At 45.7% G+C, this 26,137-nt stretch carries 27 protein-coding genes and 1 pseudogene; 12 read left to right on the top strand and 16 right to left on the bottom strand.

Annotation, left to right across the window (positions count from 1 at the left end):
- Positions 1–190: 190 nt before the first annotated feature.
- Complete coding sequence (locus QUA02_RS15010; RefSeq protein ID WP_333028909.1) at positions 191–343, top strand: ribbon-helix-helix domain-containing protein; 153 nt, start codon at positions 191–193, stop codon at positions 341–343.
- A gap of 6 nt (positions 344–349) precedes the next feature.
- Here the strand turns inward: QUA02_RS15010 and QUA02_RS15005 are convergent, their stop codons facing one another.
- On the bottom strand, positions 350–721 hold the full coding sequence (locus QUA02_RS15005) for a GNAT family N-acetyltransferase (protein WP_333028907.1): 372 nt from the start codon (positions 719–721) through the stop codon (positions 350–352).
- A gap of 113 nt (positions 722–834) precedes the next feature.
- Entirely contained in the window at positions 835–1,116 is a 282-nt protein-coding gene (locus QUA02_RS15000) for a hypothetical protein (protein ID WP_333028906.1), read from the bottom strand.
- 374 nt (positions 1,117–1,490) lie between these two features.
- On the opposite strand from QUA02_RS15000, the gene QUA02_RS14995 reads away from it, so the two are divergent.
- From QUA02_RS14995 to QUA02_RS14985, 3 genes are all read left to right on the top strand, one after another.
- Positions 1,491–1,742, top strand: a complete 252-nt coding sequence (locus QUA02_RS14995) for a hypothetical protein (protein ID WP_333028905.1) — start codon at positions 1,491–1,493, stop codon at positions 1,740–1,742.
- Between the two features lie 139 nt (positions 1,743–1,881).
- A complete protein-coding gene (gene purF / locus QUA02_RS14990) occupies positions 1,882–3,348 on the top strand; it encodes an amidophosphoribosyltransferase (protein WP_333028903.1) in 1,467 nt (488 codons plus the stop codon).
- Between the two features lie 602 nt (positions 3,349–3,950).
- Positions 3,951–5,036 (top strand): DUF3474 domain-containing protein, encoded by a 1,086-nt coding sequence (locus tag QUA02_RS14985; protein WP_333028901.1) that lies wholly within the window; start codon positions 3,951–3,953, stop codon positions 5,034–5,036.
- A gap of 589 nt (positions 5,037–5,625) precedes the next feature.
- Here QUA02_RS14985 and QUA02_RS14980 read toward each other — a convergent pair.
- Complete coding sequence (locus QUA02_RS14980) at positions 5,626–6,216, bottom strand: hypothetical protein (RefSeq protein WP_333028900.1); 591 nt, start codon at positions 6,214–6,216, stop codon at positions 5,626–5,628.
- A 237-nt stretch (positions 6,217–6,453) separates the two neighbouring features.
- Positions 6,454–6,843 carry a DUF1830 domain-containing protein gene (locus tag QUA02_RS14975; protein ID WP_333028899.1) on the bottom strand — a complete coding sequence of 130 codons (390 nt, stop codon included), beginning with the start codon at positions 6,841–6,843 and terminating at the stop codon, positions 6,454–6,456.
- Between the two features lie 376 nt (positions 6,844–7,219).
- Between QUA02_RS14975 and QUA02_RS14970 the strand changes: the two genes are divergently transcribed.
- From QUA02_RS14970 to QUA02_RS14960, 3 genes are all read left to right on the top strand, one after another.
- Positions 7,220–8,800, top strand: a complete 1,581-nt coding sequence (locus QUA02_RS14970) for a photosystem II high light acclimation radical SAM protein (protein WP_333028897.1) — start codon at positions 7,220–7,222, stop codon at positions 8,798–8,800.
- Positions 8,801–9,258: 458 nt separating this feature from the next.
- A complete protein-coding gene (locus QUA02_RS14965; RefSeq protein ID WP_333028895.1) occupies positions 9,259–9,753 on the top strand; it encodes a hypothetical protein in 495 nt (164 codons plus the stop codon).
- A gap of 139 nt (positions 9,754–9,892) precedes the next feature.
- Positions 9,893–10,492 (top strand): hypothetical protein, encoded by a 600-nt coding sequence (locus QUA02_RS14960; RefSeq protein ID WP_332944556.1) that lies wholly within the window; start codon positions 9,893–9,895, stop codon positions 10,490–10,492.
- Positions 10,493–10,578: 86 nt separating this feature from the next.
- Here the strand turns inward: QUA02_RS14960 and QUA02_RS14955 are convergent, their stop codons facing one another.
- The 4 genes from QUA02_RS14955 to ntcA all read right to left on the bottom strand — a co-directional run bounded on the left by QUA02_RS14955 (position 10,579) and on the right by ntcA (position 15,491).
- Positions 10,579–10,989: a pre-16S rRNA-processing nuclease YqgF gene (locus QUA02_RS14955; protein ID WP_333028893.1), complete on the bottom strand. Its 411-nt coding sequence runs from the start codon at positions 10,987–10,989 to the stop codon at positions 10,579–10,581.
- A 573-nt stretch (positions 10,990–11,562) separates the two neighbouring features.
- On the bottom strand, positions 11,563–12,696 hold the full coding sequence (locus QUA02_RS14950) for a formylglycine-generating enzyme family protein (RefSeq protein WP_333028891.1): 1,134 nt from the start codon (positions 12,694–12,696) through the stop codon (positions 11,563–11,565).
- Positions 12,697–13,059: 363 nt separating this feature from the next.
- A complete protein-coding gene (locus QUA02_RS14945; RefSeq protein ID WP_333028889.1) occupies positions 13,060–14,748 on the bottom strand; it encodes a DUF3084 domain-containing protein in 1,689 nt (562 codons plus the stop codon).
- 77 nt (positions 14,749–14,825) lie between these two features.
- Entirely contained in the window at positions 14,826–15,491 is a 666-nt protein-coding gene (ntcA, locus tag QUA02_RS14940) for a global nitrogen regulator NtcA (protein ID WP_006634020.1), read from the bottom strand.
- A 340-nt stretch (positions 15,492–15,831) separates the two neighbouring features.
- On the opposite strand from ntcA, the gene fabI reads away from it, so the two are divergent.
- Both fabI and hisB read left to right on the top strand, forming a co-directional pair.
- Positions 15,832–16,608: an enoyl-ACP reductase FabI gene (gene fabI / locus QUA02_RS14935; RefSeq protein ID WP_333028886.1), complete on the top strand. Its 777-nt coding sequence runs from the start codon at positions 15,832–15,834 to the stop codon at positions 16,606–16,608.
- A gap of 209 nt (positions 16,609–16,817) precedes the next feature.
- On the top strand, positions 16,818–17,456 hold the full coding sequence (hisB, locus tag QUA02_RS14930; RefSeq protein WP_333028950.1) for an imidazoleglycerol-phosphate dehydratase HisB: 639 nt from the start codon (positions 16,818–16,820) through the stop codon (positions 17,454–17,456).
- Between the two features lie 80 nt (positions 17,457–17,536).
- On the opposite strand, the gene QUA02_RS14925 is transcribed toward hisB, so the two are convergent.
- The 5 genes from QUA02_RS14925 to QUA02_RS14905 all read right to left on the bottom strand — a co-directional run bounded on the left by QUA02_RS14925 (position 17,537) and on the right by QUA02_RS14905 (position 20,366).
- Positions 17,537–18,076 (bottom strand): hypothetical protein, encoded by a 540-nt coding sequence (locus QUA02_RS14925; protein WP_333028884.1) that lies wholly within the window; start codon positions 18,074–18,076, stop codon positions 17,537–17,539.
- 21 nt (positions 18,077–18,097) lie between these two features.
- Positions 18,098–18,427: a hypothetical protein gene (locus tag QUA02_RS14920; RefSeq protein ID WP_333028883.1), complete on the bottom strand. Its 330-nt coding sequence runs from the start codon at positions 18,425–18,427 to the stop codon at positions 18,098–18,100.
- Positions 18,428–18,453: 26 nt separating this feature from the next.
- Complete coding sequence (locus QUA02_RS14915; RefSeq protein ID WP_333028880.1) at positions 18,454–19,629, bottom strand: DNA cytosine methyltransferase; 1,176 nt, start codon at positions 19,627–19,629, stop codon at positions 18,454–18,456.
- Between the two features lie 92 nt (positions 19,630–19,721).
- On the bottom strand, positions 19,722–19,868 hold the full coding sequence (locus QUA02_RS14910) for a hypothetical protein (RefSeq protein WP_333028877.1): 147 nt from the start codon (positions 19,866–19,868) through the stop codon (positions 19,722–19,724).
- Between the two features lie 72 nt (positions 19,869–19,940).
- Entirely contained in the window at positions 19,941–20,366 is a 426-nt protein-coding gene (locus QUA02_RS14905) for a DUF7689 domain-containing protein (protein WP_333028876.1), read from the bottom strand.
- 588 nt (positions 20,367–20,954) lie between these two features.
- On the opposite strand from QUA02_RS14905, the gene QUA02_RS14900 reads away from it, so the two are divergent.
- A complete protein-coding gene (locus QUA02_RS14900) occupies positions 20,955–21,203 on the top strand; it encodes a hypothetical protein (protein WP_333028874.1) in 249 nt (82 codons plus the stop codon).
- A 185-nt stretch (positions 21,204–21,388) separates the two neighbouring features.
- Here the strand turns inward: QUA02_RS14900 and QUA02_RS14895 are convergent, their stop codons facing one another.
- Together QUA02_RS14895 and QUA02_RS14890 are read right to left on the bottom strand one after the other, a co-directional pair.
- Positions 21,389–23,107, bottom strand: coding sequence for a hybrid sensor histidine kinase/response regulator (locus tag QUA02_RS14895; RefSeq protein WP_333028872.1), 1,719 nt, complete (start codon positions 23,105–23,107; stop codon positions 21,389–21,391).
- 40 nt (positions 23,108–23,147) lie between these two features.
- Positions 23,148–23,339: a hypothetical protein gene (locus QUA02_RS14890; protein ID WP_445305171.1), complete on the bottom strand. Its 192-nt coding sequence runs from the start codon at positions 23,337–23,339 to the stop codon at positions 23,148–23,150.
- 303 nt (positions 23,340–23,642) lie between these two features.
- Between QUA02_RS14890 and QUA02_RS14885 the strand changes: the two are divergent.
- Positions 23,643–23,943 (top strand): annotated as a pseudogene (locus tag QUA02_RS14885) (transposase); the annotation flags it as partial.
- A gap of 485 nt (positions 23,944–24,428) precedes the next feature.
- Positions 24,429–25,265: a metallophosphoesterase gene (locus tag QUA02_RS14880; protein ID WP_333028870.1), complete on the top strand. Its 837-nt coding sequence runs from the start codon at positions 24,429–24,431 to the stop codon at positions 25,263–25,265.
- Positions 25,266–25,423: 158 nt separating this feature from the next.
- Here the strand turns inward: QUA02_RS14880 and rppA are convergent, their stop codons facing one another.
- Complete coding sequence (gene rppA / locus QUA02_RS14875) at positions 25,424–26,110, bottom strand: two-component system response regulator RppA (protein ID WP_333028868.1); 687 nt, start codon at positions 26,108–26,110, stop codon at positions 25,424–25,426.
- Positions 26,111–26,137 lie beyond the last annotated feature (27 nt).

The raw sequence follows: 26,137 nt of genomic DNA, 5'->3' as shown, positions 1-26,137 counted from the left end.
CAATCTACAAATCACATCGACAATCTCGCAGCGACACACCGCGAGAGTCAGTCAGGTGCGTCGCCATCTCAAATCTGCAAATTTTATCAAAAATCTCACAGCGACGCACCCTACAAAAACGGAAATTGATCGAACCTGATTTATAATAGTTAAAATATGCCAAAGTCGCACATCAGGAAGGACAAAAAATATGACCCTCAATCTTCCTCTTCCCGATTCAATTCAAAAATTTATTAACGAACAAGTGGCAATCAAAGGCTACAGCAATGCAGCCGAATACATCTTGCACCTAATTTGCCAAGAACAAGCAAGAACCGCGCGGGTTGAATTTCTAATTTTATGACTACATTTATAATTCTCTCAGAATAGTCCGAACTGGCAAAAATAGAGAACGCTGAGTCTTTCTAAAAGGCACAAAACCCTGTTTTAACCAAAATGCTTTGGCCTCCTCGTTTCTAGTGTCAACCCTAATCGCCTGAAATCCAATAATTTCTTGTTCAAATAGCAAGCAAATTCGACGATAGGCATCTGCCAAAAGTAGGCGGCTTATTCCTTGCCCTTGCCACACCCGATCGATTGCAAACTGTCCTATCAAGATAGCCGGAATCGGGAAAGGAAGCGGTTGCTTGTATTCATCTGGCAATTCTTTAACAGGAATTGTCGAGGCACTAAGAGTATAGAATCCACAAACCTTTGCCTCTCCCGGTTCCAGAATCATCAAAAAAGTTCTAGAAAAACCAGCTTCATCAGCCGTTTAAACTAGATTTTTTAGATAATTATTAATTTCCTCCTCTCCACAGTCAAACTCCTCTCTTTGTAGAGTAGGAAAAGTTTTCAGGCTGCAAAATCTCCATCCCACGGTTCACTCCTGTCATACTTATCCTTAAATTCAGCAACAGTCAATTTGAGTTCCTCTGATGCTGGTGGCGGGTTATCCCATAAATTTTTTGAACTTGCCCTTTGTTTCTGGATTGTAGCCTTTGAAAGTTGAGATTCTCCTCGGACACCCAAACCTTCTGGCAACAACTGGTACTCGCGCTGTAGAATTAAAAAGATTAGCACGATCTGCAAAATAATTACGACTGTTAACAGCAAAGTTTCCATATTTTCTGCCACTAATTTTAGTTGAAAAGACTTTATATGACCGCACAGATTCCCCTGATGATATCGTATGTCAATTTCAGGGAAAAGTCAATCGCTCGCGGTAAAAGTTACCGCCGCCGATACGACCAGTTTGGCAATCAGATTCAATTTATCCCAGGTTCAAGCACCCACAGTACCGGAGAAAATATAATTATATGACTCTTACAGCCGATCGCCCTTTAAAACATTTTTGCATATAAGACTTGAAAAGTGCCGACCTCGCAGGCATTTCTCTAAGTAAGATGCAAATCTCATAGCTACGCACCTACAAAATACGACATTACTTAATACTCGATCGCGCCAAAAATGACTTGACATGGCCGCACAGATTCCCATGATGATATAGTATGTCAATCTCACAGAAAAGTCAAGCTCGATCGCCCTTAAATTCTAATATTTCAAAAAGCCCATCAAGCAAGTTTATAATTTATTTTCTATTGCACGATCGCCGATCTCTTCTGTCTGGCGTTGCGCCCACTTCGTTTGACAATCGCCGCATCCCTCGCCGCATCCCTCGCCCGCCCTTAATCAAGGTTAGTATAGAATTTGCAGGCGATCGATACTACAATGCCATTGAACGCCGCATAGCTTCTGTCTGAAATGCTACACGAGTTGGAAATAATGACAGATCCGTGGCAAGATTAAGGGAATGTTAAGTTATGCGACGCTCTCGCAAACAAGATTTCCCGCTGAAACTGTCCCCCTAACCCACCCTCCCCATTAGGAACCCACCCATCTATGATTCCCAACCATTCCTTCGCGGCTGACGAGCATTCTAGCAAACCCGACAAGCCCGAGGAAGCTTGTGGCGTTTTCGGTATCTACGCACCGGGTGAAGATGTCGCCAAGTTGACTTATTTTGGTCTGTATGCCTTGCAGCACCGCGGTCAGGAATCAGCAGGAATTGCCACCTTTGAGGGTGAAAAAGTACACCTGCACAAAGATATGGGACTGGTTTCCCAAGTCTTCAACGAATCGAATTTAGGTCACTTGCCCGGTAACTTAGCCGTTGGCCACACTCGCTACTCTACTACCGGCTCGTCGCGGGTGATCAACGCTCAACCTGTTGTCGTCGAAACCCGTTTGGGAAGTCTCGCATTAGCACATAACGGGAACCTTGTCAATACTAAACAATTGCGAGAAGAGTTGATGTCTCGCAACTGCGAGTTTGTGAGCACGACGGATTCAGAGGCGCTCGCAGTGGCGATCGGCTCGGAGGTAGACAAGGGCAAAGATTGGCTCGAAGCAGCGATCAGTGCCTTTGGTATGTGCCAAGGAGCCTTTAGTTTGACGATCGCCACCCCCAAAGGCGTGATGGGAGTCCGAGACCCGCACGGCGTCCGACCGCTGGTAATTGGGACGATCGGCACTAATCCGGTACGATACGTTTTGGCATCGGAAACTTGCGCCTTAGATATTATCGGTGCTGAATTTTTGCGGGACGTAGAACCGGGGGAATTAGTTTGGATTACAGAGGAAGGTATGGCTTCCTTCCACTGGAGCCAGCAGCAGAAGCGCAAACTTTGCATCTTTGAAATGATCTATTTTGCTCGACCCGACAGCCAGATGGAAGGTGAAAGTTTATACAGCTACCGGCTGCGGATCGGGCGTTTGTTGGCAGCAGAATCTCCGGCTGAGGCTGATATAGTCATTGGCGTTCCCGATTCTGGAATCCCGGCGGCGATCGGCTTTTCTCAAGCTTCCGGCATTCCTTACGCCGAAGGATTGATTAAAAATCGCTACGTCGGGCGCACTTTTATTCAACCGACTCAAGCAATGCGGGAGTCAGGAATCCGCATGAAACTCAACCCTCTGAGAGATGTGTTGGAAGGAAAGCGGGTAATCATTATCGACGATTCGATCGTGCGCGGTACTACCAGCCGCAAAATTGTCAAAGCCTTGCGGGATGCGGGTGCGACCGCAGTTCACATGAGAATTTCCTCGCCGCCGGTGACTCATCCTTGTTTCTACGGGATCGATACCGACAATCAAGATCAGTTGATTGCTGCTACTAAGTCAGTCGCAGAAATCGCCGCCCAAATTGAGGTTGATTCTTTGGCTTTCTTGAGTTGGGATGGAATGCTGAAGGCGACTAACGAAGACCCGATGAGTTTTTGTTCGGCGTGTTTCACAGGCGATTATCCGATCGACGTTCCAGAAGTGGTAAAACGGTCTAAGCTCATATTAGAAAAGGCTGCAACCTAGAAAATCAAAAAGCGAGAAAGCGATCGCCCGTCACTTTCCGCGATTTAGGGATTTTCAAGTTTTTCTGGTAAGTCATTGCCAGAATGTGTGTAGAAATGTTACATTAACTTAGCTGTAGCAATAATTGCAGAATTTGTGAACTGTAGTGAACAGTCGGTTGGGTAGAACTTGTGTGAAACCCAACACTCCGATTTTAGATTGGTGATTTGAGATTTGATATTTGTCCTTCAATCTAAAATCACCAATCTAAAATTGATGGGTTTTTCCCTACACTCTCGTTCACAATTCCTGCTCGAAGCGCTGTATGCTACCTGCAGACTGGAGATAGTTCCTCCAGATGTCCACTCTCAGATTGAAGTCGCATTTCGCACCAACAACGGGCACATGAGATTTTTTCAGATAACAGGGTCGATCGCACTAATTTTTCCCACACAAGTATTCCGCAAGCCAACTTGCTTGAGAATCGAGGACGGGCTGTTCATGCGAACTAAAGAACTTTAGGCACCCTTGCAGAGTAAAAAATATGGCTCCTTGCGGGCCCAAAGTGACTGTTAAAAGAAGGCGGAATGCGGTTTCTCAAGTCAGCTTAAATCGGAAACTTCGTGCAATCAAACACTGTTCTCAATCCCCCGAGCAATCAAGGCTCATCCTCTCGTACAACAGAGTTACCTTTTACTCTTGGTGATATCAAGGCAGCCATTCCAGCCCACTGTTTTGAACCCTCGGCATGGAAATCTCTGGCTTACTTCTTTTTAGATATTGGAATTATCGCAGGTTTGTATGCGATCGCCTACACCGTCGATTCCTGGTTCTTTTACCCAATTTTCTGGTTGATGCAGGGAACCATGTTTTGGGCATTGTTTGTAGTGGGCCACGACTGCGGACACGGTTCATTTTCTAAGAGCAAATGGCTCAACAACCTGATCGGACACCTCTCCCACGCTCCAATTCTGGTGCCCTTCCACGGTTGGCGGATCAGTCACAGAACCCACCACGCGAATACAGGCAGCTTGGATAATGATGAAAGCTGGTATCCCGTGTCGGAGAGCCATTACGAACAAATGCACTGGTACGAAAAGCTGGGACGTTTTTATTTGATGTTATTTGCCTACCCAATTTATCTGTTTCGCGGATCGGGCGATCGGGCAGGTTCTCACTTCATGCCCGGTAGCCCGCTTTTCCGTCCCTCCGAAAAATGGGATGTGTTGACGAGTTCCGCATCCTTGGTACTGATGGTAGGCTTTTTAGGCGCGCTAACCTATCAGTTTGGTTGGCTGTTTTTACTCAAGTTCTACTTGGTTCCCTATGTAGTCTTCGTGATGTGGCTGGATTTGGTAACATTCCTGCACCACACAGAAGCCGATATTCCTTGGTATCGCGGTAAAGATTGGTATTTCTTGAAAGGTGCATTGTCTACGATCGATCGCGACTACGGAATCATCAATTCCATCCATCACGATATCGGGACTCACGTAGCCCACCACATTTTCTCGACCATGCCGCACTATCACTTGAAGGAAGCAACGGAAGCCATCAAGCCCGTGTTGGGCGATTATTATCGCAAGTCAACCGATCCAATTTGGAAGAGCTTTATTCGCTCTTACTGGGATTGTCATTTTGTCTCGGATACAGGTTCTGGAATTTGCTACGAATCCCCTAACACTCGGCGATCGGCTGAAGTTAAGTAGCTTAAATAAACAATAAAATACGCAAAAACTCGGCTTCTCAAAGAAACCGGGTTTTTCATTTTTTGGCGTGTTTGAAATTCAACTTGTATGGTGCGCACTGCACACATTCCGCTTAGAGAATTGCACGCTGACATTTAATTTTTTGGGTGCGCCGAAGAGCACCTTATATCACTTCCGGCGGCGCCGGAATGATAACAAGTGATATCAGGACACGGCACTGCCGTGTCCCTACAATTAATCGGGCGATGGTTACATCTCTCGTGAGTGCGATGGCGAGCGAGCTTGCAGCCCGTGCTACGATTATTTTGGGGTAGGGAAACGGCGGGAGTGCGGTGTCCTCCGTTGCCGTGTTGTCGATGGTTATATCAACAGAGCACTGCAACGAGTGCAATTTCATTATCCAATCCGGTTGATTTTACCCGTTATATCAAATCCGGTTGCATCGGAATAATATATTTGGATGATGTCCGCGCTCACGTCGTCCATAGCGAACGATTCATGCCGTTCGCTATGGACGACGTGAGCGCGCTTATAATTCTCAAATTACCGGATTTGATATTATATCATTCTGGCGCAGCCGGAATTGATATTACATATTACCTTTAAGCCCGATCGCATTTACAATCGTCCACGCATCCACCAACAGCAGAAGCAGCGTACATCCCAGCAAAATAAGATACATCCAAGGCTGCGACAAAGGGCGGACATCTCTAGTATCAATACCTGTTTTTGCTTCCACCAAACCGACTAATTTAGCAAATCCAGCCACCCGCATTGGCAACAAATAACCTTCACCCGAATGACTCAAAAAATAGTAAACTAAACCTCCTTGACCTGTCGATCGAGGTTTGAGAGCTTTTACCTCAGTCCAAGGTAGCGACCAACCCTTGCGAAAAAAACGCGGAAACCATTTGGGATATGTGACTTCAATCCCTTCCTCGCTCAAAATTACCCTTTCACTGAGCACGCCGTACAGGCCCGCTGCGCCGACAACAATTGCTGCCCAGAGTGCGGCGGGGGGAACCGCTGCTTTCGTTACTTCCGACAAAAATGGCAAGGGAATTGTCAGGGCTGCGTACAAGCTCAACAGCGTGATTCTAATCAGGGGAGAAAGCCGGAATATCGCCGGCTCAAATACTGTGGCAGAAGATGGGGAAGAGGCAAGAGGTTGTGCTGACATGGCTGAAATTCGAGAAGCTGTTTAAGGATATTTTTGCACAGCTTTCGGGCCCCCCAACAAAACTCACGGAAATACGAAAAACCGGACAAGATTTGCAGTCGGGAGTTTTGATCTAAAATTCATTTCAGAAACTTTGATTCTTAAGTGTTGAGTTTTTACCACTTTGCTGAAGTTGGAATTTTGAGCGCAGAGTTATCAATTAACTGACAATTTATAACTCAAAACTCACAACTGGGATTAATCGACGGCGGTTAGTGCCGGTACAGTCAAAGGTTCTGATATTTCTCGGGATTTGGGGCGACCGGCCGTTGCTGTTCGATCGCCCTGAACAGCCTCTGGGGATCTGCTAGGATTAACCTTTGAATAGGGGCCTTCGTTAATCTGCAAGCGATCGCAAGGAATTTTATCCGACAAAATTGCACTGGCCATCATCCCGGTGTGAATTTCCAATGCGGAGGCCGGCATCGCTTCAAACACTAAGCGCTGTCCGGGAAACACCACTCGTTCAAAGTACCAGTTAGGAATGTTGGAGATGCGAGCAATCTGAATCTGACTGGTGGCGTTGACGTAGCAGCACAGAATCTTGCTGTCGGTGTCTGAGGGTAGGGGGTCAAGAATTTGAGCCATAACTGCTGAGGGAGCCTTGCCTAAAAGTTTTAGTTATCTTCTCAGGCTAACACTAGGCGATCCCAGCCTACTGTAAAGCCGACTACCAACTCCCTAACACATTAGAGACCGATCGAACTTTAATTTATAATTTACTGGTATAAATATTGTTTTTTTGACCCCCTGGTTGGATATTCGGTCAATATACGCTGTATTTGCTTAAAAATTAACTTTTTTTTGCTGCTGTCGCCGATCGACACCAATACGCTGGGCCTTGAGCCGAATAGAAAAATTTAAGAATATTTAATATCAAATTGCGAAAATTAGACAGATTGTAAAGTTATATTAAAAGAATATTAACATAGTAGAAAAAGTTCCAGTTTAGGATATAGCAATCATGGAAAGCCGAGAAAACCGAGTCCTGTACGTTCGCCTCCCTTGCAATCCTATTTTCCCGATCGGAGTTGTGTATCTTTCGGATCACGTACACAAGCTGTTTCCCGATGTCGAACAGCGCATTTTCGATTTAGGTGCGGTGCCGCCCCTGGATTACGCTAAAGCTTTGGATGCCAGCATAGACGAGTTTAAGCCGACGCTGCTGGTTTTCTCTTGGCGGGACATTCAAATTTACGCACCCGTGGGCGGCCGGGGCGGCAACCCGCTGCAAAATGCCTTTGAATTTTATTACGCCAAAAATCTGCTGATCAAGTTCCGGGGAGCACTCGGAGGACTGCGTTTAGCCGTGTCTTACTATACCGAACTCTGGCGCAATTTGGGACTGGTTACGCGCGGATTGAAGCGGGCCCGAAAATACCGCCCCGAAGCTCGTGCAGTGGTCGGTGGCGGTGCTGTGAGCGTGTTTTACGAGCAGTTGGGGCGCAGTTTGCCGGCGGGAACTGTGGTTTCGGTGGGGGAAGGCGAAGCTTTGCTGGAGAAGTTGATTAAGGGCGAAGATTTGGCCGAGGAAAGATGTTATGTGGTGGGAGAAACCGTGCCGCGCGATCGGCTAATTCACGAAAAGCCAGCCAACATCGAGAAAACTGCCTGCGATTACAACTACATCGAAACGATTTGGCCGGAGTTTTCATATTATCTACAGGATATGGACTTCTACGTGGGAGTGCAAACCAAGCGCGGCTGTCCTCACAATTGCTGTTACTGCATTTATACGGTGATTGAAGGGAAGCAAGTGCGGATCAATCCGGCGGATGAGGTGGTGGCGGAGATTCGGCAATTGTACGATCGAGGTATCCGCAATTTCTGGTTTACCGACGCTCAATTTATCCCGGCGCGCAAATTCATCGACGATGCGATCAAATTATTGCAAAAAATCATCGCCTCCGGCATGACAGACATCCACTGGGCTGCTTACATCCGTGCGGACAATCTCACACCAGAGTTGTGCGATTTGATGGTAAAAACGGGGATGAATTACTTTGAAATCGGCATCACCAGCGGTTCCCAGGAACTGGTGCGGAAAATGCGGATGGGCTACAACTTGCGAGTAGTTTTGGAAAATTGTCGCGATTTAAAAGCAGCCGGTTACAACGATTTGGTTTCCGTGAATTACTCATTTAACGTCATTGACGAAACCTTTGAAACCATCCGGCAAACTATTGCTTATCACCGAGAATTAGAGCGGATTTTCGGAGCCGATAAAGTAGAACCAGCGATTTTCTTTATCGGGTTGCAGCCGCACACAATTTTGGAAGAATACGCCTTTAAAAAGGATATTTTGCAACCCGGTTACGATCCGATGAGTTTGATGCCTTGGACAGCGCGCAAGTTGCTGTGGAATCCCGAACCTTTGGGTTCGTTTTTCGGACAAATTTGTTTAGAAGCTTGGCAGCGTAATTCCAATGATTTCGGCCGCGAAGTGATGGCTATTTTGGAGGAAAAACTCGGCTGTGCGGATTTGGAAGAGGCATTAACCGCGCCTGTGGAAACTAAAGATAAACAGTTTGCAGCAGTTAAATAATTACCAGGTTCGCAGTCAGGACGATGGTTATAAAAAAAGGGGAAATGGGAGGAAAAATGTATCTTCTGTTTCCCTTTTTATTATTCACTAAATAGGTAAGCGCAAATAAACATTACCGTGTAACTGAGTCAGTTGGCGCTCGCATGGGGGCGCTTATTCCCGGTTTCTAGGAAAATCAAAGGTTTAGTAACGAAAAATATATGAAGAAACCCGGTTTCTCAGATCGGCGCGTACAAGTCATAAAATCTTAAAAATCTCCTCAATGCAAGAGATTGCTTTCCTTCGATCGCATTGACATACTTATGTATTTTTACTGGTGTAAAGTGCACAGTTCGCACCTTACTTAAACCGACGGTGTACCGTGTTCCTGCACCTTTCACCTCTGATATTAAATATTATTAATATCCAGCAAACATCGCTTAAGATGTAATTATATAGTTAAAACCAGGAGTGACAAGATGTTTTGTAAAGATAGAGTTAAGGGCATTAAAAGAGTAGTTCTAGTTATGGCAGGCATTAGTGCGATTCCCTACCCTTCGGGAACCCCTGCGGGGAACGGGATAGCTTCGCTTCACGGCTTTTTGACCGCTTCAGCACAAGCAACTGCATTAAATGAACCGATTGGCAAAGTTCGGGCGATCGCGCCGAACACTTTGGGCAATTCTCAACCGCTGCAAATTGCCCAAGTTGAGGGATGTCCGAGGGCCGAAATGGTGCAATTTTTCGCAACGCCCAACTTTTCTATATACATTTGCAAAACCCAAGAAGGCGATATTTTTTACCGAGGCCTCAGCAAAATAAATGGCACCCAAATCAATGTCATGCAAGTAACAACAGGTGACGACGGAACTTATGAAGCGACTAACGGCAATATTATCTATTCGATTAACTCCGAACGCCTGCAAGTCCGGCAGAATGGTAAGGTAATTTTGACCGAAGCTGTCATCAAGTAGCACTAACTGTTATTCAACGATCGATCGGATAAATTTAGGGTGTATTTTATTAGCTGAACTCAAACAAATTGCAGATTATTTCAAATTGAGGCATAATTATAAGAATAAAAGTCTGTATTATCAAAAGAGCTATCGGATTATGCCTTACAGTCAATTCACAATTACTAGAGCTAAAAAAGACTTTCAGTTAACTATCGTGGAGGAAACTCGGTTTTTTCCAGAGGTAGAATCAATTAATCCCAGTCCGAGATTGAGTAGCGAATTAGAAGATTTGCCTTGGACGATCGCAGTTGGTTCAGAAAAAGCCAGATCGGAAGCCATTGTCTACCCAGTTTTGCAAGAAGTCCGGCGCTTGATGAACCGCCAAATCAGTTTATTTTCGGGACGGGAATTCAATGTTGACCCCAGTTGCGATCTCACCGGATACGTCGATTTTTTAATTAGCCGATCGCCCGAACAGCTTACCGTAGAAGCACCCGCGATCGTAGTTGTGGAAGCAAAAAAAGCCGATCTGAACGAAGGTATCGGTCAATGTATTGCTGAAATGGTAGCGGCACAGCGCTTTAACGAAGCAGCAGAACACCCGATCGCCACTATTTACGGTTGTATCAGCAGCGGTACTCAATGGCGTTTTCTCAAGCTTTCAGGAACAACAGTGACGATCGACCTTACCGATTATCCGCTGCTTCCCGTGGAAACCATTTTAGGATTCTTGGTGTGGATGGTTCAACAAGATTAGCTAGATTTAACTGATTCAGTAAAAAATAGGATTTCGCACGAAACCCAAAGTTTTTAGAACTTGCTTGAAAACCTCGCTGTCAACTGTCAACTGTCAACTGTCAACTGTTTGTTCAAATATCTTTCAATTAGGACGATCGCCACAATATCGTCTACCGGTCTCGGCGGCGTCCGCATTCCCTTCGGAATCAAGCGATCGAGTCCCGTCGGAGGGTACATTTGCCAGTAGCGTTCCCTCGCTTCTAAACTGCTGTACCTCTCGTCAACCTGAACAATTTTGAGCGCAGGCGACAAACTCTGCGTTAGTTTTTGTTTCCAACTCTTAGAAGTCGTTTGATCTCCGAGTACCAATAACTCAATCGAAAACTGTTCGCACAGAGATTGAATAGTCGAAATTGCACTCTCGGACGGTACAACTTGATGGTAGGAGACATTGTTGTCTGTACTCATGACGGCGATGCCGCACTTGTCTTTACCGGGATCGAAACCTAAAATCATATTTATTAGTTCTGAGTTAATAAGTTTGTAGTTGCGCTGTTGTAGTCGAGGAAACCCATCACCAACCTATATCTAATCTGACACTTACATTCTTGAATGTCTCAAAATCTTTGCGGGCGATCGTACTTATTTTACTTGACTTTTTTGCAGGATTGACATATTATATCATCATGGGAATCCGTGCGGCCATATAATGCCTAAAATCAGAAACCAAGCTTTTGCCATAATCTTTACTTCCCGTTTTAATTGATCGAAAAAACCCGGTTTCTTTGACCCCCCGCAACAATCAGAAACCGGGTTTTTGTCACAATCTTTGCTTTCCCGTTTTAATTTATCGAAAAAACCCGGTTTCTTTGACTCCTCGCGCAAAAACCTGGTTTCTCTCACCCCTGTGCAGGCGGTGCGTCGCTGTGAGATTGTCGATTTGATTTGCAAATTGCAGATGGCGACGCACCCTACTATTTTGAATCGGGTGCAAAGATGAGTTCCCCCAAAAAAAAATTAAAGCGCGCGCAAGAGGGTAAAGAGGAAACAGGGAAAAAAGCTAAAGGGCTAAAGAGTAGAGAAGAGTCTTCACAGGGAAGACAGGGAGGAAGGGACAGCCAAAGCTACCGCTACACGAAAACCACAGTTACTGTAACTCAGCGCGAAGCCCGCAGAGTAGGATTTGCGGGAGGCCGCACGGCAATGGACCGCATAGTAGTTCCACGAACCTCCACGCAACACCCGGATCTCATAGGTTGTTTCACTTTCCCAAGAACTTCCGTTAGTCGGTGCGCCGTCATAGTTATGGTGACGCTTATCGCTGCACCATTCCCAAACCTCACCGTGCATATCATAAAGTCCAAAGGCATTCGGCTCAAAACTCCCCACATCCATTGTTTTTCCGCGATAAAGTCCCCTGGGTGCAGCACCATAGGGATGATATGCGTGATAATTAACTAAATCTGTTGTAGTTGTCTCGCCAAAATAGAAAGGTGTTGTAGTTCCGGCGCGACAAGCATATTCCCATTCAGCTTCCGAAAGTAAGCGATAAATCTTGCCTGTTTTTTCAGAAAGTTGGCGGCAGAATTCTACAGCCTCATTCCAGCTTACATTTTCTACAGGAAGTTTTTCACCCATAAATTCTGAGGGATTATTTCCCATCACTACTTCGTACTGTGCTTGAGTGATGGGGTATTTTCCTGCATAAAAAGCCGGTACAGTTACTTGATGCTGCGGACTTTCTGTTTCACTCCTACCTGATTCTGTTGCTGGCGAACCCATCATAAATGTGCCGCCAGGAATATAAACCATTTCTAGTACAACTGCATTACCTAAGTCTTCAGGGAAGTAATGAGCAAAGGACTTTCTGCGACTGTTTTCTTTTCCTTCAGCATCGACTGTGATGACATCAAATTCAAATATAGCCAAATAGTTTTGTAACCGTCGTCTAATCTTTTTCTCATTTCTATCTTTCAGCAGTGAATAGACAGCAAATTTTACCTGCATTGATTCATCGTGCAATGCTTGAATTATCAAATCTAAACCTGCTTCTCCATATTTCAGTGCTTCAGAGAGGGCGGCGATTCTCACTTCGACAATGGGTGAGGCTAAGCGGCTTTTAACACCGGGTATGCCTCCGAGTACCGCAGCATTGACAGGAATTGAATTTTGACCGCCAAGGACGGCATCGTATTCTCTGGGTTCATTTTGATTATCTGACATTACACCGCACGCTCCTGCATTTTAATTGAGCCAAATTTTGTTCTGTGATGTCAATATCTCAGGGATCGATTCTTATTTTCTCTCTTTGCGCTCTTAGCGGTGCGGTGCGTCGCTGTGAGATTGTTGGTGGTGCTTCCAGATTTTTGGTGGCGACACACCCTACTAATTGGGTATAGTGCGTCGCTGTGAGATTGTTGGTGGTGCTTCCAGATTTTTGGTGGCGACACACCCTACGATTGCTATATATATAGCGGCACGGATTCCCATGATTTAATGATATGTCAAGGGCGCGAAAATGTCAAGCAAAATTGTAATTCGATCGCCCAAAATCTTGGCTGTAATTCGATAGGTCGATCGCACTTATTATTTAACTTTCACATCTGGGTCGCCCGGTGGTTGTTGTCCGGTGCGGAAAACAACGGCTCCGTTTTCAAGAGCAACTAAATCTATTTTCAGCGGGCCGGCGATGTAAGTGACATCTGCGGCGATCGCCTGAACGTCCAGCGGTTTCTCGTACTGCTGCAACCGAGCGATAAAACCAGCCAAAGTTTCAATCTGACTGTCGGCAACTTGGACTCTACCGCCGACAACGCCGATCAGGCGAGCCCGAAATTGACAAGCTTCTATCAATTGCAGCAACTGCTGCCGCACCTGTTCGTCGGTCAAAGTCACCGGATCGACAGCAACCCCTGCAATCACATCTCCAGCGCGGAACACAACTCGATTGATTTCTGCTTCTGCAAATACCTTAATTAGCTTTTCTTGCCGCAGGTAATTAGCGCCGGCGACAATTCGCACCACGTAGTCTTGACCGTCTTTAATCTGACTAATTAGTTGATCGATTTCTGCTTTAGTAATTTGAATAACCTGGTCTCTAACCTTCTTATTCTCCGGCTGCATCAGTCCGACGGTGGTTTTATTTGCTTCTTGCAAAAGTCGATCGATCGCGGGGCTCGCCGTACCGGGATCGAGGATGCGAACCACGCCAGCAGCTAAAATTTGACCGCGCCTGATGGCAACTGTACCCTCGCGGATTGCCTGAAAATCGCGTTCCAAAACTTGCACTTGCTGCTGCAATAAAGTTTGTTGCTGTTCGAGTTGAGCTTGTTGCTGTGCCAAGGTTTCTAAGAGTGCTTCCCTCTCGGCAATTACTTTGTCGCGATCGACAATTATTCGATCGCGATCGGCGAGATTTTGCACCCGCTGGGCAATTTCCTTGTCCCGCTCGGCAATTAGTTCGTTGCGAGCGGTAATTTCTGCGTCTCGCTTGGCAATTTCTCCCTCTCGCTTGGCAATTTCTCGATCGCGCTGGGCAATTTGAGTTTTTACCTGCTCTCGCTGCTCGATTAACTGTTGGCGTTCCTCTTGCAGTTGGGCAATTTCCGCTCCCAAAGTCGTTTTTTGAGCAGAAACTGTTTTCAATTGGCTTTCAGTACGATCGAGCTGAGCTCTTGTAGTCGATCGCGCCGTTTCAACCAGTTTCAATTGTGATTCGGTGCGGGATTTAGCTGCTTCCACACTGCTGAGCTGTTCTTCTGTCTGAGATTTAGCCGCTTCTACCTGACTTAACTGCTGTTCTGTTTTAGACTTGGCTGCTTGCACGCTGTTAAGCTGGGCCCGCAGCGAGTTTAATTTTGTTTGCGTCCGAGCTTGCTCGGCATTAGCTGCTTGGAGCGATTGATTAATTTGCTCTAAATTGGATTTAGCTTGCGCTTGAGCGGTTTTGGCTCCATTTAATTCAGTTTCAACTCGATTTTTTTCTTGAGTGGTTTCTTTGAGTTCTCTGCGGGCTTGGTTGAGCCTTTTTTGAATCTCGTCTATTTGAAAAACCCCGGTTCGCAGAGGCTTGCTAGTAGCAAACAAAATGCCCAGAGTAATTGCTGACAGGATGCTGCCGGCCATCACTGTCACCACAACAGCAGTATCGCGGGGGCGAAGTTTGAACAAACTCAACCTTGCCTTGCCGACTTTCGTCCCAAGGCGATCGCTGATAGTGGCGATCGCACCCCCCAACACTAAGATTACAAATACCAGGATGTATCCAGCAGTCATTCCGATTTTAGATTTTGGATTTGGGATTTTGGATTGAATCTAAAATCTCAAATCCAAAATCCCATACTTTCTCGGCATCAAGTGAATTGCTGGCTTAAAGCCACCGGGTTGTGGACTGTGATCTTTTTCTTGTGGATCGAGATCATGGTTTCTTGTCTGAGATCCCCCAGCAAACGAGTCACAGTTACCCGCGTCGAGCCGATCGCTTCGGCGATCGCCTGGTGGGACAGCTTCAAATCAATCGTAATCCCCTCTGTTCCCGGCACGCCAAAATCCCGGCACAGAATCAGCAAAAAGCTGACGAGTCTCGAACCCATATCTCGGTGGGCCAGCGTTTCGATCATCATCTCGGTTTGCAAAATCCGAGACGACAGTCCCCGCAGCATCACCATCGACAGTTCGGGGTCTTCCTTGAGCGCTTTCTCGACTTGTTCGATCGGCAGCGAGATCAATTCCACCGGGGTAAAGGCTACCGCGTGGTAAAACCTGTCCGATCGGTGTCCCGTAATCAGAGACAGCACCCCAAATACGCTATTTTCGCGCAGGAGGGCCACTGTAATTTCTTCCCCTGCTTCGTACACCCTGGAGAGCTTCACAGCACCTCTAATGAGAACGTAGACGCGCTCAGCCGGGTCTCCAGGGAAAAAAATTGTCTTGCCCCGTTCAAAGGTTTCCACAATGGGTGGAAACGCCCCGCCGCTGATTTGGCGGAACACGGCTGCTAGCGGTCTATCATGCGTCACGACTAGATCCTTTGTACTAATCAATAGTTTGTAACTTGCCTATTAAGCTTATTGAGTAAATATACTTCCCAACCTCCTGTATCCTGGGATTCAGTTACTTCCATTCAATGTTAAGGTAAGCACGCACTGTATGATTAAATCTAGCCCTTCTCTTAACTTTTTCAACTCCGCCCCCATGTAGCTCCACAGCAAAATTAATATCAATTGTGTCTCAATTGTGTCTCACTTGCGTCTCAATTGTGTCTGAATCAGTTAAATCTGAATCAGTTGTGTCTAAACTGGCGGGGTTGTCAGATATAGCCAATGAGAACGGTGCAAGTTGCTTTTAGATAAACTACAGATGATAGATTTGACCGGAAAAAATGCTCTTGTTACGGGCATTGCCAACAATCGCTCGATCGCCTGGGGCATCGCTCAGCAGATCCACAAAGCTGGGGCTAACCTCGGCATAACTTATTTGAAGGACGAGAAAGGCAAGCACGAGCGCAAAGTCGCTGAACTGGTGGAACCGCTCAATCCCAGCCTGTATTTGCCCTGCAATGTCCAAGACGAGAGCGAAATTGAGTCTACTTTTCAAACCATCGCCGACAAATGGGGCAAGTTAGATATTCTGGTTCACTGTCTGGCCTTTGCCGGCAAGGACGAACTTTCGGGAGATTTCAGCAACACCTCGCGCCAAGGTTTCTCCAATGCTTTAGATATTAGCGCTTACTCGCTGGTGCGGCTTTGTGCTGCTGCTAAACCGCTGATGGCAAGCGGCGGCAGTATTGTGACCCTGACTTATTTGGGCGGCGTCCGGGTAGTTCCTAATTATAATGTGATGGGAATTGCTAAGGCGGCTTTGGAAATGAATGTTCGCTATCTGGCTGCTGAACTCGGCCCGTTAAATATTCGGGTAAATGCGATCTCTTCTGGCCCGATTAGAACTTTGGCTTCGTCAGCAGTTGGCGGTATTCTGGACATGATCCACCACGTTGAGGAAGTGGCACCGCTGCGGCGGACGGTGACTCAGCAGGAAGTGGGAAATGCTGCGGCTTTTCTGTGCAGCAATCTCGCTAGCGGGATTACGGGTCAGATTTTGTATGTCGATGCCGGTTACGAAATCATGGGAATGTAACAGTTGTCGATAATTTTGAGTGATGTAGGGGCGGGTGAGAGACAATAAACTTTAACTTTAACAAGTAAGTTGTATGCTCTCACCCGCCCGTTTCGAGAGTTTTGAGTTTTGAATAATTCTCTTAACTAAAAACTTGAGACTCAACACTTATCAACCTGTAATCTTCAATTACTAATTATCAATAACTAATGAATGACCAATTGCGAATTATGGAAATAATCGATCGCCCTTCTGTGCCTCCTGCAAGTTCAGTTCAACCAGCTAGGGCCGCCTTGGTGAAGCGCACGACACTGGAAACGGATGTCACTGCCAGCCTCAATCTCGACGGTGTGGGAACTTGCAAGGCATCTACGGGGATTCCGTTTTTAGACCATATGTTGCACCAGATTGCTTCTCACGGATTGATCGATTTGGACGTGCAGGCGATCGGGGATTTGGAGATTGACGACCACCACACGAACGAAGATGTGGGAATTACCTTAGGCCAAGCGCTGGCAAAAGCTATCGGGGATCGATCGGGCATTTCTCGCTTCGGCCATTTCATCGCCCCTCTCGATGAAGCATTAATTGAAGTAGTCTTAGACTTTTCGGGGCGGCCTCACCTAAGTTACAGCTTGGAAATTCCCAACCAGCGGATCGGCACTTACGATACTGAATTAGTGAGAGAGTTTTTTTCGGCGGTGGTGAACCACACTCAGATGACACTGCACATTCGACAGTTGCAGGGCGGAAATTCTCATCACATTGTGGAAGCGGCGTTTAAGGCATTTGCGCGAGCTCTGAGGATGGCCGTAGAAATCGATCCGCGGCGCGCCAGTCGGATTCCGAGTTCTAAAGGGGTTTTGTAGTATGTGGTTTGCAGTTGCGCTTCTGGGCTGCTGCAAACCTGTAAATTAAAATAGCCCTATCACTCTCTGATTTTTGAGCATTACTCAGTTAATATCTTTCGCATTAATGAGGTAAAGCTACAAATATTTCTGAAAGTAATGGCTCCTTTAACACCTATAAAAGGCTTCACAATGCTATGTCTAGAATTAGCTAAAGGTAGCATAAAATTCACAATAGCATACTTTTCATTGTCTGAGGTAATATCTGTTTCTAAAGTATGCAATTGAAAAATGCTACTATTAAAAATTTGAAAAGGGCTTTCTAAAGCTGCCAACTTTTGGTCAGAAAGCTCAATGTATTGTTCAAAGGTTTTGATAAGAGCGCATAAATCTTCAACCTCAATTGGTTTTGGCACAGAACTGATGGAAAATTCAACAAGCTGAGTCGTGCCAATGTTTAAGACGATAAATAGATTAACAACATTTTTAGAAGACAGAAGTTTTCTTATATAAAAAGTAATCAGGTATCCGTCAGCCTCAAGGCAACATTTATTCACCTCCTTTAGTTTCGGTAGATTTGAAGGAGAGGGCATATATGAAGCTCTTCTGGCTTCCTGAAGAGCTTCCATCTCTTTTGTCACATTACACACCCACTCTAAAAGTTATTTTGCTTCTTCTTTAGACTTCCCTAATTTTATTTCAAAATCATTGATGACTATCGCGTTACAAGCTTCATTCAGTAAGTTCTGCAATAGACACATTTCCTGAAACAAAAAGCTAATATTCATCAAGCTTTCACCGGACTGTTTAATATCTTGAAGAATAGATTCAAAAAAACCTCTAGCTTGTCTGGGAGAGGTATTCACTCTTGTTGTAAAACTATTTGGTATTACCTGTTGCACTTCCTGAACAAGTTTCAGGAAAAATTCCACTTCTTCGATCGACAACTGAATCGCAACGTTGTTATATGCTATTGTAGCAACCTTCATCATAATTAAAACCCTATTTTAAATATTAGTTAAATGAAAAGAGAAAGCTGTTGAATTATTTCTCGTGCTCTAACTCGATCGCCCTTAATTACCTGACAAAGGTATTGACCTATCGCCTCTCCCAATAATACCGGAACTGCATTCCCAATTTGCCGATATTTAGAAGCAGTCGAGCCATAAAAAACCCAATCATCTGGAAACGTTTGAATTCGCGCGCACTCCCTGACGCTCAAAGGACGCAATTCATCAGGATGACACATATCTGTAGCCTTTTGATGGGGACTCGTTGTGACAGTAGGCGACGGTTTATCCCATGCCAAGCGCCGATAAAAACCAACTTTGCCACCTTCAGATTTATAAGCTCCTCCCATTGCTTCTTGCTTTAATTCGCTGGGTAAATCCCTCCAGTTTTGACCTGCTGTTAACAGGCGCAAATACTTGAGGCGATTTTCTGAGTAAGGGACAAATTCGGGCCCAGAATCTACTAAATCCTTTAATCCTTCTCTAAGAGTCAGCCATTTGGGTTTTTTACCAGTACCTTTCTGACTGTAATTTGGCAGCGGCAAAGTAACTGAATCATTACCTTTATAACCAATAAAAATTACTCTTTCTCTAGCTTGAGTAACGCCGTAGTCAGCAGTATTGAGCAGATCGTACACAACTTCATAACCAATGCGTTTCATCTCTGCCAAAATCACTTGTAAAGCAGCACCGGGCATCTCATCTGGTTCTAATTGCGGGAAATCTAAACCTCTGCGATCGTGAGGCCGATGTCGAATTGGAGCTGACAGCAATCCCTTAACATTTTCCATGATAAAAAAGCGCGGTTTGATTTCATCAACAATGCGTATGAAATCCATAAATAAGCTGCCGCGCGGATCGCCTACAGACCCCCGTTTTCCGGCTGTACTGAAGGGTTGGCACGGAGGACCACCAGTCACTAAATCTACTTCTTCAGCACGCAAAGGTCTATCTAAACCTAAGATTTGTCCGCCTTCTTCTAATAGAGTTTTGGCGCTGACTTCGCAAATATCTCTCGGTACAGCGCATGGGGATAAGTGAGGACGATTTAGAGAGATAGTTTTGGTAGCATCAGGTTCGATTTCTACTAAACTTACTGTCTGAAATCCGGCTTTTTCCAGGCCTAAATCTAAACCGTATGCTCCAGCAAAGAGGCTAATAGTTATCAGTTTGTTATTAATCACAAGTTTAAGCCTCAAAATATAGTATTGCTGTAATGTAATGAAAACAGATATGCGATTCACTGACAAACAAGCCTCGCTAACACCATTTCCCATCAGCGTTCATCTGTGGTCAACAAAAAGATCGATCGCCCCAAATCAAACCTTACCAACCTCCACCAACTCAACAGCACCTGCTTTTTCCACTTCATCAAGAAAGAGCAACCGAAACTGTTAACTTCAATCCCAAAGCCTTCAGCCAATTAGCTCGATCGTAAATTATTGCATAAATTGTTGCAGATACTCGATCTACTTTAGTAGATTTACAGGTCGTTTTAAAATTTGTTGAACGACCCATAATAATTAGGATTTTCTAACCCTTGTAATTCATGTTTGATATCTCCCCAATCCCCTAATTTACTTTTCCACATACCATTGTCTTCTTGTATTGCAGCGTGCTGTGGTTCACCGTTATAGGTGTATATTGCTATCTTTTGAAATCCCGGTTCAATGTCACCATTATCGCAACATTCATATCCAATAGTTTGATAAGCCTTGACAAAAGCATCCAACGTTAACTCTCTTGCTACACCATCGAGCCAGTATCCATCTGGGTCTACCGGGTCCCACCTACAGTCCTCTTCGCCAGCTACGAAAGCAAAGCAATTATAATCTACTGTTTCTTCACTTGTTACTTCATATTCAGTATTCTCTAAATTAGGAAATCTCAAGAGTTTGCGATATTCCAGCCTACCATTCATAACCGTGTTCTTTTCCCCATTGTATCCACGCTTGAGCCATTTGTTTCATTCGACCGCGCTGCTCTGGTTTTACCGGATTATCACCAGTAATTGCCTTCACGGGGTGACAACCAGAGTCAGAACATAGATAGAATCAATGACATAGCCCTCATACCCCTCTGAAAAAATGGTAGTTTGTTACGCCTGATTCTCATTAATTCAATAATAATATCTTGACTTGCATTCCATCCCAACCACCCAGCATTGACCCTATAATCCAATCCAAAAACTACTGTGCCGCCCGAGCGAGCGCCCATATTCAGTTAACCTACCCACATATTTTTGAATTCCCGTAGTCTTAATTTTTTGCCCGTGTAAGAGTGCAACTATAGGCAATGGCTATCAGTAATATCAAACTGATTATTAGCATGACTTTTCTCGCTTGTTATAATTACCTGTCTGACAATCTTTCAACATTGCTTCAATTCCACTCCGACAATAGTAAATTGAGACTAAATCTGCTTTAATATATGTCAAAATGCGCTCCAAAACGCGGAAATCAAAAATGTTAGAGTTCGATCGACTTTCCAAACAATCGAAGAGTTATTCATGCTGCACTCTCCCAGCGGTGCGGAGTCGGAAATTAACCAGCGGTTGATGGAAAAATTCGCCGCCCTGGAAGTGAATGCTTGGCTCGATCGCGCGGACAATGCGATCGCCCTAATTCCCGGTCGCAATCGGCAAAAGTCGATCGCCATTACCGCTCACCAAGATGAAATTGGCGCCCTAGGGAATGTAGAAGTCCTGCCGGCTCTACTCGATAACCACTCCGAGTGCTTCCTATCCTTGACACAGTAGACCTTTTGCCTGAATCAAATTAAGAGATGTTTGTGCTGGAAACCACACTCACAAGCTTGATTCAGCACAACCCCTAGCCTTCACCCAAAGCTCACAAGAACCCAATTATCCTCAAACGCGACATTTGTTCTCGAACAGTTTTTGGGACAGAAGCAGTAAAAGGACGAGCTCAATATACCAGGGTTTTAGCACCTGCCCGTACGTCCGGTCAGGCTGGCAACCACCGCCACTAACTCGGCAGCATCTACGGGTTTGGTCAAATGCATCTGAAAACCTGCTAATAGTGCCTGCCGACGATCGTCACTCCCGGCATAAGCCGTCAGCGCGATCGCGGGTAGCCGACCGCCTCGCTGCGCTTCAAGTTGCCGCAACTTGCGGATCAGGGAGTAGCCATCCTCATCCGGCATCCCAATATCGCTCACTAAAACATCGGGGCTGCGATCGGTTGAGGTTTCGATAATCGTCAACGCCTCCTTGACCGAAGCAACAGCGATGACATCAGCACCATACTTTTGCAGAATCGTACTCAGCAACTCTAGCGCGTCGCCCTCGTCCTCTACCACTAAGATTTGTAAGCCTTCAAGGGTCGGAGACGCATCAACCCTCTCATTCGCCCCGACGATCGAGTTTAATCGCTCTGGGTCGCTGGCTGGTGGATGGATAATCATCACGGGCAGTTTGACTGTAAAAGTCGTCCCGTGTCCTATCCCTGGACTCGCTACCGTTACAGTCCCGCCATGCAATTCAACTAATTGACGCACAATGGCTAACCCTAACCCCAGTCCCCCATAACTGCGAGTGGTCGTGCTGTCGTGCTGGCGGAAGCGATCGAAGACAAAGGGTAGAAAGTCCGAGCTGATGCCTTGTCCAGTGTCGCTGACAGTAATTTCAACATGAGAATTAACCCGCTCCAAACGAATCTGGACTCGCCCCTCTTTAGGCGTGAATTTGATGGCGTTAGAAACGAGATTCCACACAACTTGCTGCAACCGAGCGGCATCACCCAAGAGCGGGCCAGCTTCAGAATCGAGCACGCTTTGCAGGCGAATTGACTTTACCTCAGCCGCCAAGCGTACAGAGTCAATCGCCGATTCAATCACGGGCAGGAGCTTGACTGGACGGACTTGGAGGCGCAGTTTACCTGTGATGATGCGAGAAATATCGAGAATGTCTTCGATGAGCTGGGCTTGAGACTTGGCGTTCCGCTCGATCGTCTCCAAAGCCCGCACGACCTTATCCTCACTCAGAGTTCGCTGCCGTAAAATCGTTGACCAACCTAAGATGGCGTTGAGAGGAGTTCTGAGTTCATGAGAAAGAATAGAGAGAAACTCATCCTTGGCACGGTTGGCTGCTTCTGCCTCGGCCCGAATCATTTGTTCGCGCATCAATAATTCGTCTTTGGTGTCATTAGACGCTTCCAGTTGGGCGGTGCGTTCCTGCACCCGTTGCTCTAGCTCCACATTAATCGCCTCGATACGGCGGCGGCTCTCCTCTAGTTCCTGGTTTGTAAGCGCAAGTTGGGCTGGACTGGGCGTATCGAGCGCCACTGGAATTAAGGGAATCAGTAAAAAGGTGAACGTATAGAAAGACCAAGCACCAGTTACCGCTTTGATCAGTCCTGAAACCCAGTATATAGGGTGCCAAAGTGTCACGACTTCCATCAGGTGGGTCGTGCCACATAAGGCAAAGATAAAAAAGAAACCCACCAGCAGCATCACCGTCTGGGCAGGCAAATCCTTACGCTCCTTCGTAAAGTAAACAATGGCAAACGCCACCGAGTAATAAGCGAGGGTAGTCACTACATCTGACGTTAAGTGCAGCCAGACTAACCCCGGTTTCCAGAGATAACAATGCCCGTGAGGAATGAAATTGGTCGAAAAGAAGGTGCTCAAAAGGTCAGGCATATTAGTTTACGGCACTGTCAAGTTAATTTAGGGCGTGTCATCAATTCAACCAGATGACCGCAGCAGCGAGATGAATCGCACCCCGAAAGTTCACCGCCCTAGGATGATAGCGCGTCGCGATTGCCCAATACAGCAGCCGCTTGGCGAAAAAGTTCTCAATCAAATGACGGGCTTTGTACAATTTTGTATCGTAAGTTCGCAGGGTCTTGCGGTTGCCGCGACGTGAAATCACGGCGGTCTTCCCCTCGGCCTTGAGGCGGTCAGTCACGCGCCGCTTTGCATCATAGCGGCTTTTTAAAATCTAGGTAAACCTCGATAGACTCAGCGGTGTAAGTTTCTTAAGCGCTCTCTTAAGCGTGCCACAAACCCTAATACTCAAGCTTCCCCTGGTTCGAGGAAAGCTCGGAAAATTCCAGTTAGAAACGGTATAATAATCGTGTCGGCGATTAATACCGGAACGCTTGATTTTATTATTAACTTGATTCCACTAAGCAGGATTGACCGTTATTAACGGGACTTAAACAATGAATCAGAGATAGGAGAAGTTCGGAAAACAGACAACGGGGTAGTGCTAGTGACGACCCATTTATATGATGGAGTTGCATAGCCTACCATTAGACGTTGAATTATATCAACACGCGAGTTCACGTTCGCGGAGGGAAAGCAGACCCAGAATTCATGAAAAAGCCAGATATCGCATTAAAATTGGTAGACAAATGTCTGGAGAGAGGCTTACGACCAGGAGTAGTATTAGTAGATGCCTGGTATGGAGCGGTAAATTTTTGAAGCAATTAGAATTTAAAAAGTTAAAATATATAGCATACTTAGCGAAAAACCCCTTCAAACAAGAGCGCTACTAAAGATATTTTTAAATTTATAAAAATTGCGTCTGTGATAGTTAAAGATAAGAAAAAAGTTGTCGAAAAATTTGAGGTTATTTATCAAAAATGAAGTCATCAATCATGAGTCATTAGTAGAGTGCGCACCTTACCGCTTAGTTATTAGTAGGGTGCGCACTGCGAACCTTACCGCTTAGTCATTAGTCAGCAGTTAGTAGTTATATCGTTTCGGGTTGCATTGGAATAATATATTTGCATGATGTCAGTGCGAGCGTCCCCGCTCGCGACTTGGATCGCGAGCGGGGACGCTCGCACTATATAATTCCGATGCCACCGGAATTGATATCATTAGTTATTAGTCAGCAATTAGTAGTTATTAGTCAGATGACCGAAGGAAGAGGGAAGAATATCTAGTTTTGCAGTCTTGCCTGTTTATTTGCTAAGCTAGAGGTTGCGCTCTGTCATCAATAAACCTTAGATTTATGCACAGGTTATTAACTGGGAAATTGCGGGTAGACTATTTAACAATACCGATCGCCAATCTGCCAGCAAATCTATCCGGTACTAAAATTGTACAGCTTACTGACTTTCACTATGACGGGGTGCGGCTGTCGGAATGGTTGCTTGAAGAGGCGATTGCGGCGGCTAATGAAGCCGAACCAGACCTGATTTTTTTAACCGGCGACTTTATTACCTACGACCCCGCACCTATTTACGGCTTAGTGCAGCGATTGAAAAACTTGCAAAGTCGGGCGGGAATTTACGCGGTTTTGGGCAATCACGACCATTATTACCCAGGGGCAAAAAGAGAGGTTGCTAATGCTTTAAATAGCGTCGGGATTCGGGTTTTGTACAATGAAGCAATCTATCCTTTGGGGTCTGAATTGGCTTTAGTTGGGTTTGCAGATTTTTGGTCGGGCGATTTTGCCCCTAAACCTGTAATGGCATCAATAAATCCCGCGATTCCTCGGATTGTATTGTCTCACAATCCTGATACTGCTGAAAAGCTGCAAAAGTGGCGGATTGATTTGCAGTTTTCTGGGCACACTCACGGCGGTCAAATCGTGATTCCAGGTATCGGGCCTTTGTACGCTTGGGTCAGAAAAATTGGCTATTTGATTCCTGAACCAATACGAAAGTGGATTCCTTATCTGTCAGCTTGCGATCGAGTAGTTACTCACTGGGAATGGGCTAGCGGTTTGCATCGGGTTGGCAGTAATTTGCTGTACGTGAATCGCGGTTTGGGAACTTATGCGCCAGGGAGGCTATTTTGTCCGCCAGAGGTGACAGTAATTACTTTGGTTTGTCAAGATCCGTAGGGGCTGGTTTAGGGCGTAAACTTTAGCGACAACAGATAATATAGCAGATGTTCAAGGAAGAACGAAGAAGGAAGGAAGGAAGGAAGGAAGGAAGGAAGGAAGAACGAAGAAGGAAGAACGAAAAACGAAGAAGGATTTTTGTACAGTTCCTATTATTATTAATTTGCTTCTCCAAAGCGATAGCCTCTGGCGTAGACTGTGTGAATTAGCACGGATTCGCCCGGGGCTTCTATTTTTCGCCGCAGCAGGCGAATTTGAGCTGCTAATACATTGCTGCTGGGTTTTTCTGCTTCACTCCACAAATATTGGTGGATTTGTTCGTGTGTTAGCAATTGACCGGGATGGCGCATTAAGTATTCTAATAACTGACATTCTTTTTCTGATAAGTCAATTGTGCGATCGCCCCGATAAGCTAATTGATTGTCGTAGTCTAGCTGTAAGTCTGCAACTTGCAGCCGCCCGACAGCAACCTCGACATCAAAAGTAGGTGGCCGCCGCAGCAAGGCGCGGACTCTGGCTAGCAGTTCTCGCAGTTCAAAAGGTTTGACTAAATAGTCGTCTGCACCAGCGTCGAGTCCTTGTACGCGATCGTCCACGGTATCTTTGGCGGTGAGAAATAGCACTGGCGTATTCAGTCCTTGCGATCGCAACTTCTGGCAAATTGCCAGTCCGGTTTGTTTCGGCAGCATCCAATCCAAAATTAGCAAATCGTAATTTCCCTGCATTGCTAAATTGCTGCCAGTTGCCCCGTCAAATGCCACATCAACTGTATAACCTTCGCGGCTTAAAACTCGACTCAAAGGGTCAGTTAACTCAACTTCATCATCAACTAAAAGAATCCGCATCCTGATTTCAAATTTTAGATTTTAGAT

The sequence above is a fragment of the Microcoleus pseudofavosus SVA1_A4 genome (assembly GCF_036700565.1).
GTDB lineage: Bacteria > Cyanobacteriota > Cyanobacteriia > Cyanobacteriales > Microcoleaceae > Microcoleus.
The sequence above is the reverse complement of the archived record's forward strand: the minus strand, read 5'-3'. Positions and strand labels throughout refer to the sequence as shown.

Bases quoted from the DNA above. Each gene is read 5' to 3' on its own strand.
- QUA02_RS15010 (WP_333028909.1), top strand. From the start codon at position 191: ATGACCCTCAATCTTCCTCTTCCCGATTCAATTCAAAAATTTATTAAC.
- QUA02_RS14995 (WP_333028905.1), top strand. From the start codon at position 1,491: ATGTCAATCTCACAGAAAAGTCAAGCTCGATCGCCCTTAAATTCTAAT.
- purF (WP_333028903.1), top strand. From the start codon at position 1,882: ATGATTCCCAACCATTCCTTCGCGGCTGACGAGCATTCTAGCAAACCC.
- QUA02_RS14980 (WP_333028900.1), bottom strand. From the start codon at position 6,216: ATGTCAGCACAACCTCTTGCCTCTTCCCCATCTTCTGCCACAGTATTT.
- QUA02_RS14975 (WP_333028899.1), bottom strand. From the start codon at position 6,843: ATGGCTCAAATTCTTGACCCCCTACCCTCAGACACCGACAGCAAGATT.
- QUA02_RS14970 (WP_333028897.1), top strand. From the start codon at position 7,220: ATGGAAAGCCGAGAAAACCGAGTCCTGTACGTTCGCCTCCCTTGCAAT.
- QUA02_RS14965 (WP_333028895.1), top strand. From the start codon at position 9,259: ATGTTTTGTAAAGATAGAGTTAAGGGCATTAAAAGAGTAGTTCTAGTT.
- QUA02_RS14960 (WP_332944556.1), top strand. From the start codon at position 9,893: ATGCCTTACAGTCAATTCACAATTACTAGAGCTAAAAAAGACTTTCAG.
- QUA02_RS14955 (WP_333028893.1), bottom strand. From the start codon at position 10,989: ATGATTTTAGGTTTCGATCCCGGTAAAGACAAGTGCGGCATCGCCGTC.
- QUA02_RS14950 (WP_333028891.1), bottom strand. From the start codon at position 12,696: ATGTCAGATAATCAAAATGAACCCAGAGAATACGATGCCGTCCTTGGC.
- QUA02_RS14945 (WP_333028889.1), bottom strand. From the start codon at position 14,748: ATGACTGCTGGATACATCCTGGTATTTGTAATCTTAGTGTTGGGGGGT.
- fabI (WP_333028886.1), top strand. From the start codon at position 15,832: ATGATAGATTTGACCGGAAAAAATGCTCTTGTTACGGGCATTGCCAAC.
- hisB (WP_333028950.1), top strand. From the start codon at position 16,818: ATGGAAATAATCGATCGCCCTTCTGTGCCTCCTGCAAGTTCAGTTCAA.
- QUA02_RS14920 (WP_333028883.1), bottom strand. From the start codon at position 18,427: ATGATGAAGGTTGCTACAATAGCATATAACAACGTTGCGATTCAGTTG.
- QUA02_RS14905 (WP_333028876.1), bottom strand. From the start codon at position 20,366: ATGAATGGTAGGCTGGAATATCGCAAACTCTTGAGATTTCCTAATTTA.
- QUA02_RS14900 (WP_333028874.1), top strand. From the start codon at position 20,955: ATGCTGCACTCTCCCAGCGGTGCGGAGTCGGAAATTAACCAGCGGTTG.
- QUA02_RS14895 (WP_333028872.1), bottom strand. From the start codon at position 23,107: ATGCCTGACCTTTTGAGCACCTTCTTTTCGACCAATTTCATTCCTCAC.
- QUA02_RS14880 (WP_333028870.1), top strand. From the start codon at position 24,429: ATGCACAGGTTATTAACTGGGAAATTGCGGGTAGACTATTTAACAATA.
- rppA (WP_333028868.1), bottom strand. From the start codon at position 26,110: ATGCGGATTCTTTTAGTTGATGATGAAGTTGAGTTAACTGACCCTTTG.